This window comes from Aquimarina sp. KJ22-3, from assembly GCF_055808215.1.
This window is the reverse complement of sequence record NZ_CM147859.1, coordinates 2,871,887-2,886,886: the sequence shown is the minus strand read 5'-3', so window position 1 is coordinate 2,886,886 and position 15,000 is coordinate 2,871,887. Positions and strand designations below refer to the sequence as shown.

15 protein-coding genes and 1 pseudogene are annotated in these 15,000 nt (G+C 38.3%); 10 read left to right on the top strand and 6 right to left on the bottom strand.

Annotated features, from left to right (window positions below; all coding sequences use genetic code 11):
- Nucleotides 1-468: 468 nt before the first annotated feature.
- On the bottom strand, nt 469-891 hold the full coding sequence (locus tag AC0L3Q_RS13440) for a hypothetical protein (RefSeq protein ID WP_473280014.1): 423 nt from the start codon (nt 889-891) through the stop codon (nt 469-471).
- 341 nt (nt 892-1,232) lie between these two features.
- Here AC0L3Q_RS13440 and AC0L3Q_RS13435 point away from each other — a divergent pair, with 341 nt between their 5' ends.
- Nucleotides 1,233-1,556, top strand: coding sequence for a GIY-YIG nuclease family protein (locus tag AC0L3Q_RS13435; RefSeq protein ID WP_473280013.1), 324 nt, complete (start codon nt 1,233-1,235; stop codon nt 1,554-1,556).
- A 206-nt stretch (nt 1,557-1,762) separates the two neighbouring features.
- Here AC0L3Q_RS13435 and AC0L3Q_RS13430 read toward each other — a convergent pair whose 3' ends face one another.
- Complete coding sequence (locus AC0L3Q_RS13430; protein WP_473280011.1) at nt 1,763-3,118, bottom strand: glycoside hydrolase family 113; 1,356 nt, start codon at nt 3,116-3,118, stop codon at nt 1,763-1,765.
- A 105-nt stretch (nt 3,119-3,223) separates the two neighbouring features.
- On the opposite strand from AC0L3Q_RS13430, the gene AC0L3Q_RS13425 reads away from it, so the two are divergent.
- On the top strand, nt 3,224-3,445 hold the full coding sequence (locus AC0L3Q_RS13425; RefSeq protein ID WP_473280009.1) for a (4Fe-4S)-binding protein: 222 nt from the start codon (nt 3,224-3,226) through the stop codon (nt 3,443-3,445).
- 5 nt (nt 3,446-3,450) lie between these two features.
- Nucleotides 3,451-3,600, top strand: coding sequence for a hypothetical protein (locus AC0L3Q_RS13420; protein WP_473280007.1), 150 nt, complete (start codon nt 3,451-3,453; stop codon nt 3,598-3,600).
- A gap of 173 nt (nt 3,601-3,773) precedes the next feature.
- Here the strand turns inward: AC0L3Q_RS13420 and AC0L3Q_RS13415 are convergent.
- The 3 genes and pseudogenes from AC0L3Q_RS13415 to AC0L3Q_RS13405 form a co-directional block, all read right to left on the bottom strand.
- A pseudogene (locus AC0L3Q_RS13415) lies at nt 3,774-4,310 on the bottom strand (DUF4494 domain-containing protein); the annotation flags it as partial.
- 140 nt (nt 4,311-4,450) lie between these two features.
- On the bottom strand, nt 4,451-5,536 hold the full coding sequence (locus AC0L3Q_RS13410) for an adenylate/guanylate cyclase domain-containing protein (RefSeq protein WP_473280005.1): 1,086 nt from the start codon (nt 5,534-5,536) through the stop codon (nt 4,451-4,453).
- A 48-nt stretch (nt 5,537-5,584) separates the two neighbouring features.
- Nucleotides 5,585-6,460, bottom strand: a complete 876-nt coding sequence (locus AC0L3Q_RS13405) for a LamG-like jellyroll fold domain-containing protein (RefSeq protein WP_473280004.1) — start codon at nt 6,458-6,460, stop codon at nt 5,585-5,587.
- A 167-nt stretch (nt 6,461-6,627) separates the two neighbouring features.
- Between AC0L3Q_RS13405 and AC0L3Q_RS13400 the strand changes: the two genes are divergently transcribed.
- Nucleotides 6,628-7,539 (top strand): DUF6268 family outer membrane beta-barrel protein, encoded by a 912-nt coding sequence (locus tag AC0L3Q_RS13400; protein WP_473280002.1) that lies wholly within the window; start codon nt 6,628-6,630, stop codon nt 7,537-7,539.
- A gap of 297 nt (nt 7,540-7,836) precedes the next feature.
- Entirely contained in the window at nt 7,837-8,403 is a 567-nt protein-coding gene (locus AC0L3Q_RS13395; RefSeq protein ID WP_473280000.1) for a hypothetical protein, read from the top strand.
- Nucleotides 8,404-8,406: 3 nt separating this feature from the next.
- On the opposite strand, the gene AC0L3Q_RS13390 is transcribed toward AC0L3Q_RS13395, so the two are convergent.
- Nucleotides 8,407-9,288 (bottom strand): pirin family protein, encoded by an 882-nt coding sequence (locus AC0L3Q_RS13390; protein WP_473279998.1) that lies wholly within the window; start codon nt 9,286-9,288, stop codon nt 8,407-8,409.
- Between the two features lie 200 nt (nt 9,289-9,488).
- Between AC0L3Q_RS13390 and AC0L3Q_RS13385 the strand changes: the two genes are divergently transcribed.
- The 5 genes from AC0L3Q_RS13385 to AC0L3Q_RS13365 all read left to right on the top strand — a co-directional run bounded on the left by AC0L3Q_RS13385 (nt 9,489) and on the right by AC0L3Q_RS13365 (nt 14,999).
- Nucleotides 9,489-10,808: a cation:proton antiporter domain-containing protein gene (locus AC0L3Q_RS13385; RefSeq protein WP_473279996.1), complete on the top strand. Its 1,320-nt coding sequence runs from the start codon at nt 9,489-9,491 to the stop codon at nt 10,806-10,808.
- Entirely contained in the window at nt 10,808-11,512 is a 705-nt protein-coding gene (locus tag AC0L3Q_RS13380; RefSeq protein WP_073313930.1) for a helix-turn-helix transcriptional regulator, read from the top strand. Before AC0L3Q_RS13385 ends, AC0L3Q_RS13380 begins: the two co-directional genes overlap by 1 nt.
- 129 nt (nt 11,513-11,641) lie before the next feature.
- The gene (locus AC0L3Q_RS13375) at nt 11,642-11,962 is read left to right on the top strand and encodes a hypothetical protein (protein WP_473279994.1); all 321 of its coding nucleotides are present in this window, start codon (nt 11,642-11,644) and stop codon (nt 11,960-11,962) included.
- A 347-nt stretch (nt 11,963-12,309) separates the two neighbouring features.
- Nucleotides 12,310-13,725: a glycogen synthase gene (locus AC0L3Q_RS13370; protein ID WP_473279992.1), complete on the top strand. Its 1,416-nt coding sequence runs from the start codon at nt 12,310-12,312 to the stop codon at nt 13,723-13,725.
- Entirely contained in the window at nt 13,722-14,999 is a 1,278-nt protein-coding gene (locus tag AC0L3Q_RS13365) for a glucose-1-phosphate adenylyltransferase (protein ID WP_473279991.1), read from the top strand. Before AC0L3Q_RS13370 ends, AC0L3Q_RS13365 begins: the two co-directional genes overlap by 4 nt.
- Nucleotide 15,000: the final 1 nt, after the last annotated feature.

Genomic DNA, 15,000 nt, shown 5'->3' with positions numbered 1-15,000 from the left:
CTAGTATACATCAATTAGATGTATTTTAAAAATGTTACCAGATGTTTTTAGAAATTCTTAAGAAAGGTTTGGCATTGGATTTTTATCGAATTCTGAACGTCGGGCTTCGAGATGTGTGCTGAGCTTGCCGGGCTTCGAGAGCCTCAGCCCTCGGTTACGTCGAACCCTACGGACCCTGAGGTTACTAGAAGGGTCGAAGGGTGTATTCCGGGTTTCGACTCCGCTCAACCCTCGGTAGCGTTTCGAACCCTAAGCCTGCCGGGCTTCGAGATGTGTGCTGAGCTCGCCGAAGTACAGCCCTCGGTAGCATTTCTAACCCTGAGCCGCACACTGAGACGCTGCACTGAGCCTGCCGAAGTGGAAGTCGAAGGGTAAAACAAAAAAACACCTCATGCCCATTCACGAGGTGTTTTCATTAAGCAACACAATAATGCAACCTAAACTAACTAACTATTTTTACTAATCTTATTATTGCATTAACTTTTGAGATAATTCCTGAATTTCCTCACTCTTCTTTAGCATATAAGCGTTTAGCTTTTCTGCATCAGAAGCCGAGATACTACTTGATAATTCTTGGGCTTTGGTTCCTAGTTCTTGTCCTTTTTGACCTAATGTTGCAAAAGCAGTCATGTCTTTGCTCTCTACCGCTTTTCTATAGTCTGCGATATAGGCTTCATAAGCATCTACATACTCTTGTACTTTGGCATCTCCAAAAGATGGAGTACCGCTATCAGATGTAGCTTCTGCTTTTGTTTCTTCTTTTTTCGGTTCTTCTTTGGTGGTTGTTTCTTCAGTAGCGGTTTCTTCTGCTTTTGCAGCGTTGTTATCCTTACAAGAGAAAGTGAATCCTATTAATAAGATAAGTGCGAAATGTAAAATAGATCTTTTCATGATATGATTTTTAGCGATTAGTTGTTTTTATAATTATTAACTGATACAAAGATGTAGCATTCCTTCAGGCGAGAGAACACTATATTCCGTGAAAAAAACATACCCTGTTTTCGGGGGTCTCCTTCGCCAAGCTCAAGAACCCCCTTCAGGCAAGACCAGGATTCGCCGGTGGACTGCCCTTCAGTTTATTCAGGAGCCGCGGAGTCGAACTCCAGATAATATGAGTATATAGTTCACCCTTCGACTCCGCTCAGGGTTCGAGGGCGTAGGCTGAGCGGAGTCGAAGCCAAGTTCCAAAAAATAAAACTCCTACCACCTAATATTGCAAAAACGAATACACCATGGGATACCTATATATTTTAGAATGTAGTGATGGAAGCTATTATACTGGAAGTACCAAAAACCTAAAGAGACGATTAACCCAACACCAAAACGGAGAAGGAGCTAACCATACCAAAAAACGATTACCTGTCAAGTTATTGTATTACGAAAAGTACTCTCGCATCGATACCGCTTTCTATAGAGAAAAACAGATACAGAGGTGGAGCAGAGCCAAAAAAGAAGCATTAATGAAAGGGGATTTGGGGGAGTTACATCAACTTTCTGAATGCAAGAATGAATCGCACTGTTTGCAAAGATATTCAGTCTTCGATTCATGTTCCTAACTATACCAGACTTCGACTCCGCTCAGCCCTCCGTCGCATTTCGAACCCTGAGCGGAGTCGAAGGGTGAATTCCGGGTTTCGACTCCATGGCTCCTTAGCTTCGCCGAAGGGCAGCCCACGGTGAGTTCGTGCCCTGAGGTGTCATGCAGAGCTTGTCGAAGTGCTCTCGAAGGGGGCGAAGGAAGGTTCCTGAGCCTGTCGAAGGACTACCTCCCATACTCCCTAGCAATCGTATTCTGTGCAGGTTTAAATCTCGGGGAGAAATTAAGACTGTTTTTGGCATCGGATGGATCGGTGCGGGTGTTCCATTGCCAGATGTACATGCCGGCAAACCAATCTTCTTTCCATAGTTGATCAAATAGGGCTTGGTAGGCCAGTTGTTGAGTGCGATCCGATTTCTTTTGATAAAAGATACTGAGATATGATCCCCATTCCCAGGGTTTGATGGCTGCAGCGGCTTCGCTTTTATAGCCTACTTCCGTAAATAAAATAGGTTTATTATGCTGTTGCGATAAGGATTTAAGCATAGGGATATGTTGCTTCCAACCTTTTTGTAGTGTAGCTAAATCGGGATTGGTTTTTTGAGTAAGTGGGAAATAAGCTTGCAAACCAATATAATCCAATTGATCCCAAAAATCAATAAGTTCATATTCTCCATCCCAATTGGCAGCATAGGTTAGTTTACCGTTATAGATTGTTTTTATTTCTTTTACGAGTTCTTTCCAGCGGTCTGGTTGATGCTTTAAAGAGGTACGCAATTCTGTACCGATACACAGTAATTCTACTCCGGTTTGTTGGGCCATAGTAGCATAATGCAACATGTTCTTGCGATAACTATCAAACCATAAATCCCAATCCTTATCTGATTGTTGATTGATATTGGATCGCCAACCGTCTCTGGTCCATAAATGGGGTTTAAGCTGTATGTGCAATCCTTTATCGTGCAGTTCTGTTATGGTAGATAGAAATACCGAATCTCTACGAGACCATTGGCCAATAGCTTCTGGAGTACGCATCGCTACCGTGCGTTCATCTTTTTGATATAAGAAAGGAATGACAGCAATCCATTCGATATTGTTTTGGATCAAAGGGGTGATTCTACCTTCATTATTTTGAGTCCAACCAAATACACTCATTCCACGATGTTTTCCATCCGTTTGGTAGTGGTTTGTAGCAATACCAGTAGTATTTTCAACGGTGTGATCCCAGGTATAATCAAAGTCCTCATTTCCGTTGATATAAATAATGGTTTTTAAAACTCCTATGATCAGTACAACAGGAAGAATAACACCCAATATCAATCGCTTGCCCATATATTGTACACCTCGAGAACGATAGATTCGGATAAAGTAACGTACCAAAAGAAAGCACAAATACACCAATACAAAGAGTATTTGCATGGCCACCAAAAAGGGAGCATCGGTAAGAAGTTCTGCTAACGAATCTTTGGTCTCTTGAACAGATGAGAATCGCAATAGGTACATGGATAAAAACCCTATAACGAATACCCAAAGGAGGATGTAGATCCGAAATACAATAATGAGTTCCCTTTTTTTGAACATGTGCTGGTGTTTGTGTATTAGAAGAAGTAAAGCAAAAAATGTTACATTGATATTGATCAAAATAAACTGTATATTTATACAAATCAATCTCTTATTCTTATTGTTATGGCTGAAAGTGAAATTAGAAAAGAATATAGCAATGGTGAAATTACCGTTGTTTGGAAACCTGGGAAATGTATTCATGCTGGAGTATGTGTAAAGACTTTACCAGAAGTGTATGATCCCAAAGCAAAACCATGGATCACTCCAGAAAACGCAAGTAGTGAAGCATTAATGAACCAAATTGATCAGTGTCCGTCTGGAGCATTGAGTTATTATAAAAACTAATACACATGAAACATCAACAAAAGGGTTTAAAAGGATTTGAGCAGTTTGCGCTCAAATCTATAGCCGCTAGAAAAGTTACCGGAGGTCAGACGGTAGAAGCCGATCTAGAACAACGGAGAAAGAATATAGAAGACGGGATAATCGACCGTAGATAGCATAAAAAAAGAGGACTTAAAAAGGCCCTCTTTTTTTGTATGTGTTGTATTGCTTACTCTTCTTCGTCAAAAGCTACCGGTACAAATTCAGTTTCTTCTTCTTGGATAAATGAAGTCTCTTTTGATTCGATGGCTTCGTCTGTTCCTTCTTGAGATTCTTCTGCTACCAGCTCTTTAGTTGTTACTTTATTAACTTCTTCAACAACTTCTTCTTCAACTTCAGGAACAGAGTTTTTGATCGCGTTAAATCGTTCGATCTTCCCTAGGTCTTCTTCTTCACCAGAAAAATAAGGGAATACATCCATAATAGGCGACTCTGCAATGGCCGGGATGGTATAATCACCCATGGTGTTCTTCATTGCTACATTGGTATTGTCAAAAGCTTCTTTTACATCATTCGCCTGGATCAGCAGGTAGATGTTTGATTTACGCTCTTTACCGCTCTCTTCATCATAAGCGATTAACGATACTTTGGATTTAAACCAACGATCCGAATTTTCAAAAGGATGTATCTCTGCAAAGTTGGCTACTTTAATATTAGTGATTTTAAATTCATCACTGATGTAAGCCGACATTTCTTCATTGATTCTCGATTCGGCCTCTGTATAGGAGATAGCATCTACCAAATAAGGTTCTGTTGTCATTTTTTGGGCTCCAGACTCATCTATTTTTCTATACTTTATCTTGCATTCGTACCAGGTTGCACTCATTTCTTTTCGTATTTGTTAGGGCGGCAAATATACTGGATATCAACTATCGGAAATACGATTTATAGCAATAGATATTCACATTTTTGATAGGGTAGTAGTATCGGATTAAGAATCAGTGTTTTAATAGAAAGGACGGTCGATTATCCTACCTTATTGATGGTATGAATTTTTACTTCTTCCTGTTTTCCTTTTAGGAGCACACTTCCTAAAAACTCTGTAGTGAGATGTGTTTTGATTTTTAAATCTTGTAGTAATTTTTCTGAAATTAAGAACCGCACTTTGTGTTTATTACATTGGGCTTGTATACGAGCAGAAGTATTGATCACATCCCCATGGTAGGCAATTTCCTTTTTGATGACTCCAACTTCGGTAACCATAAGTTTACCGCCATGCAGTCCCGCTTTAAATTCAGGAACCACACCATATTTATCCATATAATATTGAGATTTGCTCTGCTTTTTCTGCTGAAACACAAAAAACAGATCCACACAGTTGTTATTGGCTAACCCCTTTTTGTATGACCAGCTCAATACCGCTTCATCACCAACATATTGATAAATTTCAGCGTCATGCTTCGGCACAACTTCATTTAAATCATAAAAACAATCCTGGATAAATTGACTGTATTTAAAATGCCCCAGATTTTCTGCAATCGTAGTAGAGTCCTTCAAATCCAGAAACATAAAGATGCGTTTTTCTTCTTGTGGGGTTCTGTATTTTCCCATCAACATCTTTAGGAACACACCTTTTCCAAACTTCTCTTTGGCAATGTTGATAAATGTAAATACAAAAGATACCAAAACCATGTAGAGAATTGTAGCCCAAAATGATTTGTTATGTTGCCACCAACCAGGCTGTGTATCTAGATTGAGGCCATACAATTCAGAAAAAATATTCATGATGATTGTAAACACGATCACACTGGTGATAAAATACAAGAAGGTTCTGCAAATTACATCATAAAATAGCAGTATTCGATTGGCTACATACTTGTCAAACACAAAATCGATAGTGGCATATAGAATTCCTAACAATGCACCTATAGCTCCAAACCCCATAAGTGCTCTTATGGTGCCTTGGGTGCCACTATATTCCCTGATCACCGTAAAACCTTCTTCCTCGTCGATACCGTAATACCTAAAAATCGAATACATGGCCATAGCTACAGACCAAAACAATACAGATTGACAAAGCAGTTTTAGGTATTGTTGTATACTACGTTTCATAATCGGTAACTAGTGGTTGTTGCCTACAAATGTAGTAGTTTTTCTACTTTATAATAAGGAATGCACTCCGTTTTCTAATTGGTATAAGGCATTGATTTCTTTATCTGTAAGCGTTCTGTTGTAAATGGATAATTCATCCATACGACCAATATATCCCAATCCTAAATAAATGTTGGATAAGGGTAAATCCCAGGTAAAAGGCGTAGCAATATCAGAGCGTGTTCCTTTGTGTTCTCCATTCAGGTACAGACTAGCTTTACCATTTGGAGTATTCAGGTTGGAGAAATTAATCAAAATATGCGTCCATTGTTCACTAGAGAAAGGAGGATTTTTTACTCCGGTCAGTTTCTCCATAAATATGGGATTTTCATTATCCGGACCTTCGGGATTAGGATTCCAAACCGCTCTATCACCTATAACACCTAAGCGGAAATCTCTCGGGTTTTCTTTAGTGAAATCTACCCAGATCGAGGCGTCGTTATAGCTTACATCAGTAATTTGTATCGGATCGCAATACCCTGGCTCCAAATCTTTGTTAGGGTCTAACTTCATCCAGAATGATATAGCACCGCTCCAATCCTTGGTATTATAAGCGATATTCTTTTCACTAGGGTAGTAGATGTATCCTTTGCTTCTTTCGGTAAAGAATAAACCGTCTCCAAAACGACCATTTCCTTTGTCTACTTTGATGTCAGGTTTGTGTAATCCCGCCTTTGCAGAGTCTCTGGCTTGGCGAGAGGGAACGGTATACAATTGCTTATCACCCAGAGCAAAATCAGCATCGGTTCCTTGATCAAACGAAGCATAAAAGGTAAGTGCGGCTTTTAGATCCTGTTGTGTGGTATCTGTTGCACAAGAGCTGAAACCTAAAGCGATGATAGTGATTACTGTAAAAAATGCGTAAAATCTATGATGTTGTGACATGATTTGTGTTTGTAGTTATTGGTGTTAAATATACAGTTATATGGATTGGTGTAGCCTATGATTTACTTAATTTTAAGATTTTTTGAAAGGATATGACTTTGCAACATTCAAAAGAAATATTGTATACTTGTTTGCCTATTGAATAAAAAATCACTGTAACCCGTTTTATGAAATACCGATTATACTTCTTATTACTTTTTGTAATATGCTCATCTGCAATAACAGCGCAAGATTATATAGACCTTGTAAAAGTAAGTTATGGATCCATTCTGGATGCAGGATTTGAGAATAATGATGCCACGACTAATGTACCTCAGTTGGATGTGAGTCTGACGTATCCCATAAAACTGAATGAAAAGATCGCCATTATAACGGGTGTGGATTATGTACAGCATCAATTGGATTTGGTACCTAACGGAGATCAAGTTTCTTTGAATAACCTTACACTAAAAGCTGGTTTGAATATCAAACACAACGAGAAATGGTCTGGAACCTATGTGCTATTACCCAAAATTGCGAGTCAGGATTTACATACCGATGGAGATCACTTCTTCTTCGGTGGCTTGGCCTTGCTGAAATATCAAAAAACAGAACGCTTGCAATATCGTTTTGGAGTCTATGCCAGTAGCGAAGGCTTTGGTACCTTTTTTACTCCCATTCTTGGATTGTATTATCAAAGCGAAGATCAAAAATGGGAAGTATCGGCGACCTTGCCGATCAATGCAGATATCAACCGAAGTTTAGGAGGGCAGTTTAAAGCAGGATTGGCGTTTCAGGCGTTTGTAAGAACCTTCAGTCTGGAGCGACAAGACAATGCACCAGAGTTATACACGCAAATGGCAAATATTGAAATAGGCCCATATCTACAGTATGCGCTTTTGGATGAAAGTCTGTTGATGAAACTACAAACTGGATATTCTACAGCATCGTACGAAGTTTTTGAAGAAGGGGATACCTTACCTTTTCGCCTTTCAGCATTCGAATTTGGGGACGGACGTACATTACTGAATCCCGAAATGACCGGAAACATCTTTGTAAAATTAGGACTGACCTATCGATTTCATTTGAATAAGTCCTAGTCATTATAATTAAAGTATAGGATAACGATCAAAAAAGCATCTTGTGATTGTAGTGCAAGATGCTTTTTAGATTGGCTAAAATTAACTCTAAATTTTATGGAAAGTGTTACAAAGATATGTGATGGTAACATTTTGAAAAAGAGTGTAATAACCAATTCTATACAGGTAAAATCCCCTTTTTGAGTCAATTGCATAAATATTTATAGCACCATCGTGCATTGGTGATATTTTGTTAAAAACTCGTCTTTTCATTTTCAAAAATTTGTGATTTATTTGCGGCTGGGAAAAATACAATCATTGGAACAGCAAGTAGAACAAGAGCAAAAGAAGTCGTATACACGGTATAATTTCTTTAATAGAACGTATTGCGTTTTTAGAGGAGCGACACTGCGTGAGATTACAAGAAGAAAACCGAATTACCGTAGCGAATCAGGAAGTACATACTATTATACCAAGCATGGAGTATACCGCATGTCTAATCATTGGGGAAGGATCGCCAAGTGCCAATGGCGTTTGGTGTCTGATTTTCCTGCAGAGATCGATGATTTGCGATTAGGGTATGCAGATTGGGCAGATTTCAGAGAGAATCTAGATCCTGAGGTGGATGCTTATTACATTTCTGTGGATTTCGAAATCAAAAAGGTAAGCTATAAGCACAAAGATAACCCTGATTATGATGAAGTAGCAGTGCTACGTTCTGCAGATGCTACCCGAAAGTTGATCAAACAAATCAAAAACCTTTTGGAAACCCACAAATGGGCAAAGTATTATGACTATGACGATCTGGATGAGTTCCGCGAAGAAGTAGTGACTCGATTGATCAATAGCAATATTTCTCTCAACGAGTTGAGAAGAGAATTATAGGCGTTATTTAAACTTAGGCTCTGGCATCACCACATATGAGTCATCTCCAGGAACTTTGGGGAATGATTTGTTTCTCCACCGCTCCTTGGCAGCCTCGATCTTTTCTTTACTTGCGGAAACGAAGTTCCAAAAGATATGGCGTTCTTCAGGAAAAGGTTCCCCACCAAACAACAGTACATGGGTGTTGGGGTGTAAGGAGATGGTACAGCTATCTTCAGTTTTTGAAATTAACATGTTTCCCGCTTCAATAGTGTCATCACATGCAGTGATACTACCTTTTAAGATACAAATCCCTATTTCCCCTTGTAGTTCTCCTTTGATAGCAAGTTCGTAGGAATCTGTAGTTTTTACCTCTACCATAAACAAATCAGAATGCACAGGTAATGGTGATGATTTACCATATCCTTGCCCCGCTACAAGTCTAAATTCGGTAGCGCCGTCTTTCCAAAAAGGAAGTTCGTTGCCATCGATATGATGAAACTCTGGAGTAATCTCTTCTTGGTCTGCAGGCAGTGCTACCCAAATCTGGTAACCATGTGCGGTAAAATTAGTCCCGCGCAGATCATCTGGAGTACGCTCGGTATGGGTAACTCCGCTACCCGCTACCATCCAGTTTACAGAGCCTGGAGAAATACGTTGCTCGGTACCTATACTATCCTTGTGCATCAACTCGCCTTCTAGCATATAAGTAAGGGTAGATAAACCAATATGCGGATGCTGATCAACATCCATATAATGCCCTTCTTTGAGTTCTGTAGGGCCCATATGATCAATAAATATAAAAGGACCTACCATTCGCTTTTTTCTAAACGGAATAAGTCTACCTACCAAAAAGTCACCAATATCTCTACTTCTTTCAGGAATAATTAAGGATTCGTTGGACATGTTACTTTGTTTTTTTGTCGATATCCTAAAAATATAGCTTTTAAAATAACAATCCGTTAAATAAATATTAAGGTCAAAAAAGATGTTTGATGCTAGGTTTTAGTAAGATACAGAGAAAGCTATAGAGATCGGTTTTACTTAAAATAATTTACTATCTTTTCAATCGTTTAAACAAACTAACAACAACCTAAAACCTGCGCATGGAAATTTTTTCTTCATACAATGTTATCATAGAGATTTCTCTGATTATTATTTTGTCTTTCATTTTTAATGAAGTGGCCAAACGCACTAATATCCCAGCGGTATTAATGCTTATTGTATTGGGAATTATTATACAATATAGTTTGAAAGCAGTAGGAGGAGATATGTTTAATTTCCTTCCGTTGCTTGAAATATTGGGGATTGTGGGGTTGATTATGATTGTACTTGAAGCGGCACTAGAGTTAGAGCTGAAACGAGATAAGCTGATACCCATATTGAAATCCCTGGCCATAGCACTGATAGGATTAGTTGCCTCGACCTTTATTGCGGCAGTAATTCTAAAAGCATTAGTAAAGGATATGAGTATGCAATCAGCCTGGTTGTACGCTACCCCTTTGTCTATACTGTCGAGTGCGATTATCATACCTAGTGTTTCAGGTTTGTCTGAAGCTAAAAAGGAATTTCATATTTATGAGAGTACCTTCTCTGATATCTTGGGAATCATGTTGTTCTATTTTCTGGCAGGTACGTTAAACCCAGCAGAAAGTGGAGGAGTAGGAGGATTCTTTTTGAATCTGATCTTAACCATTGTGATTTCAATAGTAGCGAGTTATGCGATCATTCTGATTTTTCAGAAGATCAAAAGTCAGGTTAAACTATTTCTTTTGATAGCGGTATTGCTGTTACTGTATGCGATTGGTAAGAAATTGCATATGTCTTCGTTGATCATTATCCTAATTTTTGGATTGGTGATCACTAATATGAAGTTATTCTTTCAAGGCCCCCTTAAAGAGTATTTGGATGTTGAAAAAGCCAAGCATATCTATCACGAATTGCATGTAATCACTGCCGAAACTGCTTTTGTGGTTCGTACCTTATTCTTTGTCATTTTTGGGATCACTATTGTACTATCGTCTTTATTGAGTTTGAAGGTAACCTTGATTAGTATCTTGATTTTGGTATCGATATACGCCATTCGATATGGATTGTTACGACTTTTCTTGGGAAAAGATATATTTCCACAGTTGTTTATTGCGCCAAGAGGGTTAATTACCGTACTCTTGTTTTATGCAATACCTGCTGAAGCGATGGTAGAGGGCTTTGAACCAGGAGTATTATTATTTGTAATTATAGGTACTAGTCTAATCATGACATGGGGAATGATACGAGATAAAAAACAGAATCCACAACTTGTAGCAGAAGAAGATGAACAATTAGAAGAAGCTACCGGAGAAGCTGAATTTTTTATCAATAATGCAACCGACCTCAGCGATATTGATGGTGGTAGTACCGCTAATCCAGAAAATACAGGGGAATAATGAAACGTTTGCATCGGCTTACGGCAATATTAGTAAAACTACAATCCAAGAAGATCGTTCAGGCATCAGAACTTGCAGATAAGTTCGAAGTAAGCCTTAGAACTATTTATAGAGATATGCAGGCACTCACAGATGCCGGTGTACCTATAGGAGCAGAGGCGGGGACAGGCTATTTTTTGGTAGATGGATATTCTTTACCTCCGGTAATGTTTACCGAAAAGGAAGCTAATGCCTTATTAACGGCTTCAAAGATTATCAAAACCAATAATGATCAATCTTTGATCGATGCATATCACGAAGCTATCGATAAAGTAATTGCGGTACTCAAAACCTCGCAAAAGCAAAAATTGGAGTTGTTGGACCAAAGGGTGTTTACCTATAACAGAAGAGCTGCGCATCCAAGTAATACGCTATCCGTGATACAGCAAGCCATTACGGATTTTAGAGTGTTGGAGATTAGCTACACCAATATGAATAAAGAAGCTAGTAAACGGCGTATAGAACCGCTAGGGGTGTATTTTACCAATAATACATGGATCGTAATTGCCTATTGTAAATTGCGAAAAGATTATAGAGAATTTAGAACCGATAGAATCGAGAGTTTGGTCGAGTGCCATGAGATTTTCACTTCGCAGCGTTTTACTCTTGAAGACTACTATAATCGGCGTTTACAGCAATATCGAACAAATAATTCTTCTTCTTAAAATTCTACTGACATAGGGTTGTCATTATCCTGATTTAGTTTTGGTAAAAGTATTCATATGAACAAGTTAATTCTTATCATCATGGTAAATCTATTATTTAATTGTACCACTAAACCTAATTCAAGATCTATGCAAACCCTCCAAGAACCTAATGTAGTAGAAGTCGTTTTATTTGAAACGAATCCAGGATATAGTCCACAAGATGTCGAAAAAGCACTATCATCGCTTAATGATGTAGTGAAACTATACTACGGATTTGTAAAACGTACTACAGCATATAACGGAGACGGAAAGTATGTAGATATTGTGTATTGGACAGATATGAAATCGGCCAAAGATGCTGCTGCCGATGTGATGCAAAACCAAAAAGCAGCCAAAGCCTTTGAAGTGATCAAACCAGAATCGGTACAAATGTATCACTTTGATGCTTTTAATGAATTCGAGGAGTAAATTCCTAATCAACTTCATGAAAAGGAAGATGCTATCAACCAAATGCGATGATAGCATCTTTTTTTTATAGTTAACTCTTAATCAATAATTTGTTTCCTGAAAAATGGCAATATCGGTCATGCACGGGTAAGGTTGGTTTTAAGATGGAAAAGCCAGATCATTGAGGATATTTACGCGTATTTTTAAGTTTCAATGACAAAAAGGCATTTTTTGAGTTAAATTTTTATTATTTAATTATTAATCCCGCTTCTTTTTATGATAATTACAACACGTTTTTACATGGTTTTTCATAGCTTTAATCGATTTTAAAAATCGCTTTTCATGCAACATTAATACGCTTAATTTTAATGCATATTACTCACATAAGTTTCGAATGTTATCCTATTGCAAAAGCTGGAGGCTTAGCCGATGTTGTAGGAGCTTTACCCAAATATCAACAAAACCTAGATCATACTGTTGATGCCATAGTCCCATATTACAGCAACAGTTTTACTGATGATGCCGAACTTGAAACCATCCATAAAGGATCAATACGCTTTGGTAATGAGGATAAGGAGTACGAAGTACGAAAGGTAGTTACTCCAGATCTTGGGTTTACTGTATTTCTGATCTATATAGAACATCTTTTAGATCGCAAAGAAATATATGATCACCCAGACAATGAAGAACGGTTTTTGAGTTTTCAGTTAGCGGCTATTCATTGGATAAATACCTTGGAGCAGTTACCCGATGTAGTACACTGTCATGATCATCATACTGGATTAATTCCTTTTATGATGCAGTATGCCTTTGACTATCATCGATTAAATAGGGTTCCAACCATATTTACGATCCATAATGCACAGTATCAAGGACAGATCCCATATGATAAATTGCATTATTTACCTGATTTTGATAAAAATCATATCGGATTGTTGGATTGGGGCAGTCAAATCAATCCATTGGCCACAGGGATTAAGTGTGCCTGGAGAGTGACCACGGTTTCGCCAAGTTATATGGAGGAGTTGCAAGAGCAGGCTAGTGGACTAGAAGGATTGTTACGACACGAAAAGGCCAAATGTTTTGGAGTGCTCAATGGTATCGATACCGAAACCTGGAATCCGGAGACGGACCCCATGCTTCTTAAAAATTATAAAGTAAGCAATGTTGTTTCGGGTCGAAAAGAACATAAAAATTGGTTGTGTACAGAGTTTAATCTGGATAAAGACTTACCGCTATTCAGTTTTATCGGTAGGTTGGTTGGAGAAAAAGGTGCCGATCTGTTGCCCAGCATCATTCGAGATACCTTGCAGCATATGGATGTGAATATATTGATATTAGGATCAGGGCATGATGAGGTAGAATACCAACTCAATGCACTAAAAGAAGAATTCGCTGGTAGGTATAATGCGTATATTGGGTATAGTGAGAAACTATCTCATATCATCTATGCAGGAACTGATTTTTTGCTGATGCCATCTCGGGTAGAACCTTGTGGATTGAATCAGATGTATGCGTTACGCTATGGAGCGATACCTATTGTACGTAGAACTGGTGGACTAAAGGACACCGTTATTGATATAGGAGAAGACGGGTTCGGAATTTGCCATAATCAAGCCATTGTATGGGATGTGTGCTACTCAATAGAAAGAGGAGCGAAGCTATATAAAGATCAGGAACGATACCGTGATATACAAAAACGGATAATGAAGATTGACCACTCGTGGACGCAGTCTGCAACAGAATATATTACTATTTATAAAACCCTAATTACACAAAAATGATCAACAAAAAAGTCTTAGCAATTATATTGGGAGGAGGGCAAGGTACTCGTCTGTTTCCACTAACCGAAAAACGTTCTAAACCCGCAGTTTCTATCGCTGGTAAATATCGATTGGTGGATATCCCTATTTCTAATTGCATCCATTGCGATATTAAAAGAATGTTTGTATTAACGCAGTTTAATTCTGCTTCTTTAAATCGACATATCAAAAACACCTATCGATTTAGTTCTTTTAGTGATGCATTTGTTGATATTTTGGCTGCAGAGCAGACTCCTGATAACAAAACCTGGTTTCAGGGAACTGCAGATGCGGTGCGACAGTCTATTCATCATTTACTGAATCATGAGTTTGAGTATGCGTTGATTCTCTCTGGAGATCAATTGTATCGAATGGATTTTGATGATATGCTCAATGATCATATTACTAAGGGTGCAGAGATTTCTATCGCTACTTTACCAGTAAAAGCCAAAGAAGCTACAGAGTTTGGGATTCTAAAGACGGATGAGCAAAAATTTATTTCATCTTTTATAGAGAAACCTAGTGCTGATAAGTTACCAGGATTAGAATCTGAGGTAAGTGATGAAATGAAAAATGAAGGCAGACATTACCTAGCTTCAATGGGGATTTATATATTCAACAAACAATTATTGATCGATCTTTTGTTATCTAACCCAGATGCTATTGATTTCGGAAAGGAAATTATTCCACAATCTATCGACAAGCATAAGGTATTGGCCTATCAGTATGAAGGATATTGGACGGATATCGGAAATGTAGGAGCCTTTTTTGAAGCCAACATTAACCTGACGGATGAGGTGCCAGAATTTGATCTTTTTAGTAGTACAGACAATGTGTTGACACGTCCTAGAATTCTTCCGCCATCAAAAATATCAGGGACAGCATTAAACCGTTCTATGATTGCTGAAGGTTGTATCATCAATGCCAAAGAAATAGAACGATCCGTAATAGGAATTCGATCCAGAATCGGAAAAGATACAGTGATCAAAAGCACCTATATGATTGGGAGTAATTCCTACCAGGATATTGCAGAATTAACCAAAAATAAAGATGAGGGTATTCCTGCGATTGGTGTAGGAGACGGTTGTTTTATCTCCAACACAATTATCGATAAGGATGCCCGAATTGGAAACAATGTACATATCGAAGGTGGTGAACATCTTGAAAATAGAGAAGAAGAGACCTATGTGATCAAAGAAGGAGTAGTCGTGATCAAAAGCAGATCGGTGATTCCTGATGGATTTGTAATCAAGTAAC

Coding starts and splice junctions, on each gene's coding strand:
- AC0L3Q_RS13440 (WP_473280014.1), bottom strand. CDS start 891: ATGAAAAGATCTATTTTACATTTCGCACTTATCTTATTAATAGGATTC.
- AC0L3Q_RS13435 (WP_473280013.1), top strand. CDS start 1,233: ATGGGATACCTATATATTTTAGAATGTAGTGATGGAAGCTATTATACT.
- AC0L3Q_RS13430 (WP_473280011.1), bottom strand. CDS start 3,118: ATGTTCAAAAAAAGGGAACTCATTATTGTATTTCGGATCTACATCCTC.
- AC0L3Q_RS13425 (WP_473280009.1), top strand. CDS start 3,224: ATGGCTGAAAGTGAAATTAGAAAAGAATATAGCAATGGTGAAATTACC.
- AC0L3Q_RS13420 (WP_473280007.1), top strand. CDS start 3,451: ATGAAACATCAACAAAAGGGTTTAAAAGGATTTGAGCAGTTTGCGCTC.
- AC0L3Q_RS13410 (WP_473280005.1), bottom strand. CDS start 5,536: ATGAAACGTAGTATACAACAATACCTAAAACTGCTTTGTCAATCTGTA.
- AC0L3Q_RS13405 (WP_473280004.1), bottom strand. CDS start 6,460: ATGTCACAACATCATAGATTTTACGCATTTTTTACAGTAATCACTATC.
- AC0L3Q_RS13400 (WP_473280002.1), top strand. CDS start 6,628: ATGAAATACCGATTATACTTCTTATTACTTTTTGTAATATGCTCATCT.
- AC0L3Q_RS13390 (WP_473279998.1), bottom strand. CDS start 9,288: ATGTCCAACGAATCCTTAATTATTCCTGAAAGAAGTAGAGATATTGGT.
- AC0L3Q_RS13385 (WP_473279996.1), top strand. CDS start 9,489: ATGGAAATTTTTTCTTCATACAATGTTATCATAGAGATTTCTCTGATT.
- AC0L3Q_RS13380 (WP_073313930.1), top strand. CDS start 10,808: ATGAAACGTTTGCATCGGCTTACGGCAATATTAGTAAAACTACAATCC.
- AC0L3Q_RS13375 (WP_473279994.1), top strand. CDS start 11,642: ATGCAAACCCTCCAAGAACCTAATGTAGTAGAAGTCGTTTTATTTGAA.
- AC0L3Q_RS13370 (WP_473279992.1), top strand. CDS start 12,310: ATGCATATTACTCACATAAGTTTCGAATGTTATCCTATTGCAAAAGCT.
- AC0L3Q_RS13365 (WP_473279991.1), top strand. CDS start 13,722: ATGATCAACAAAAAAGTCTTAGCAATTATATTGGGAGGAGGGCAAGGT.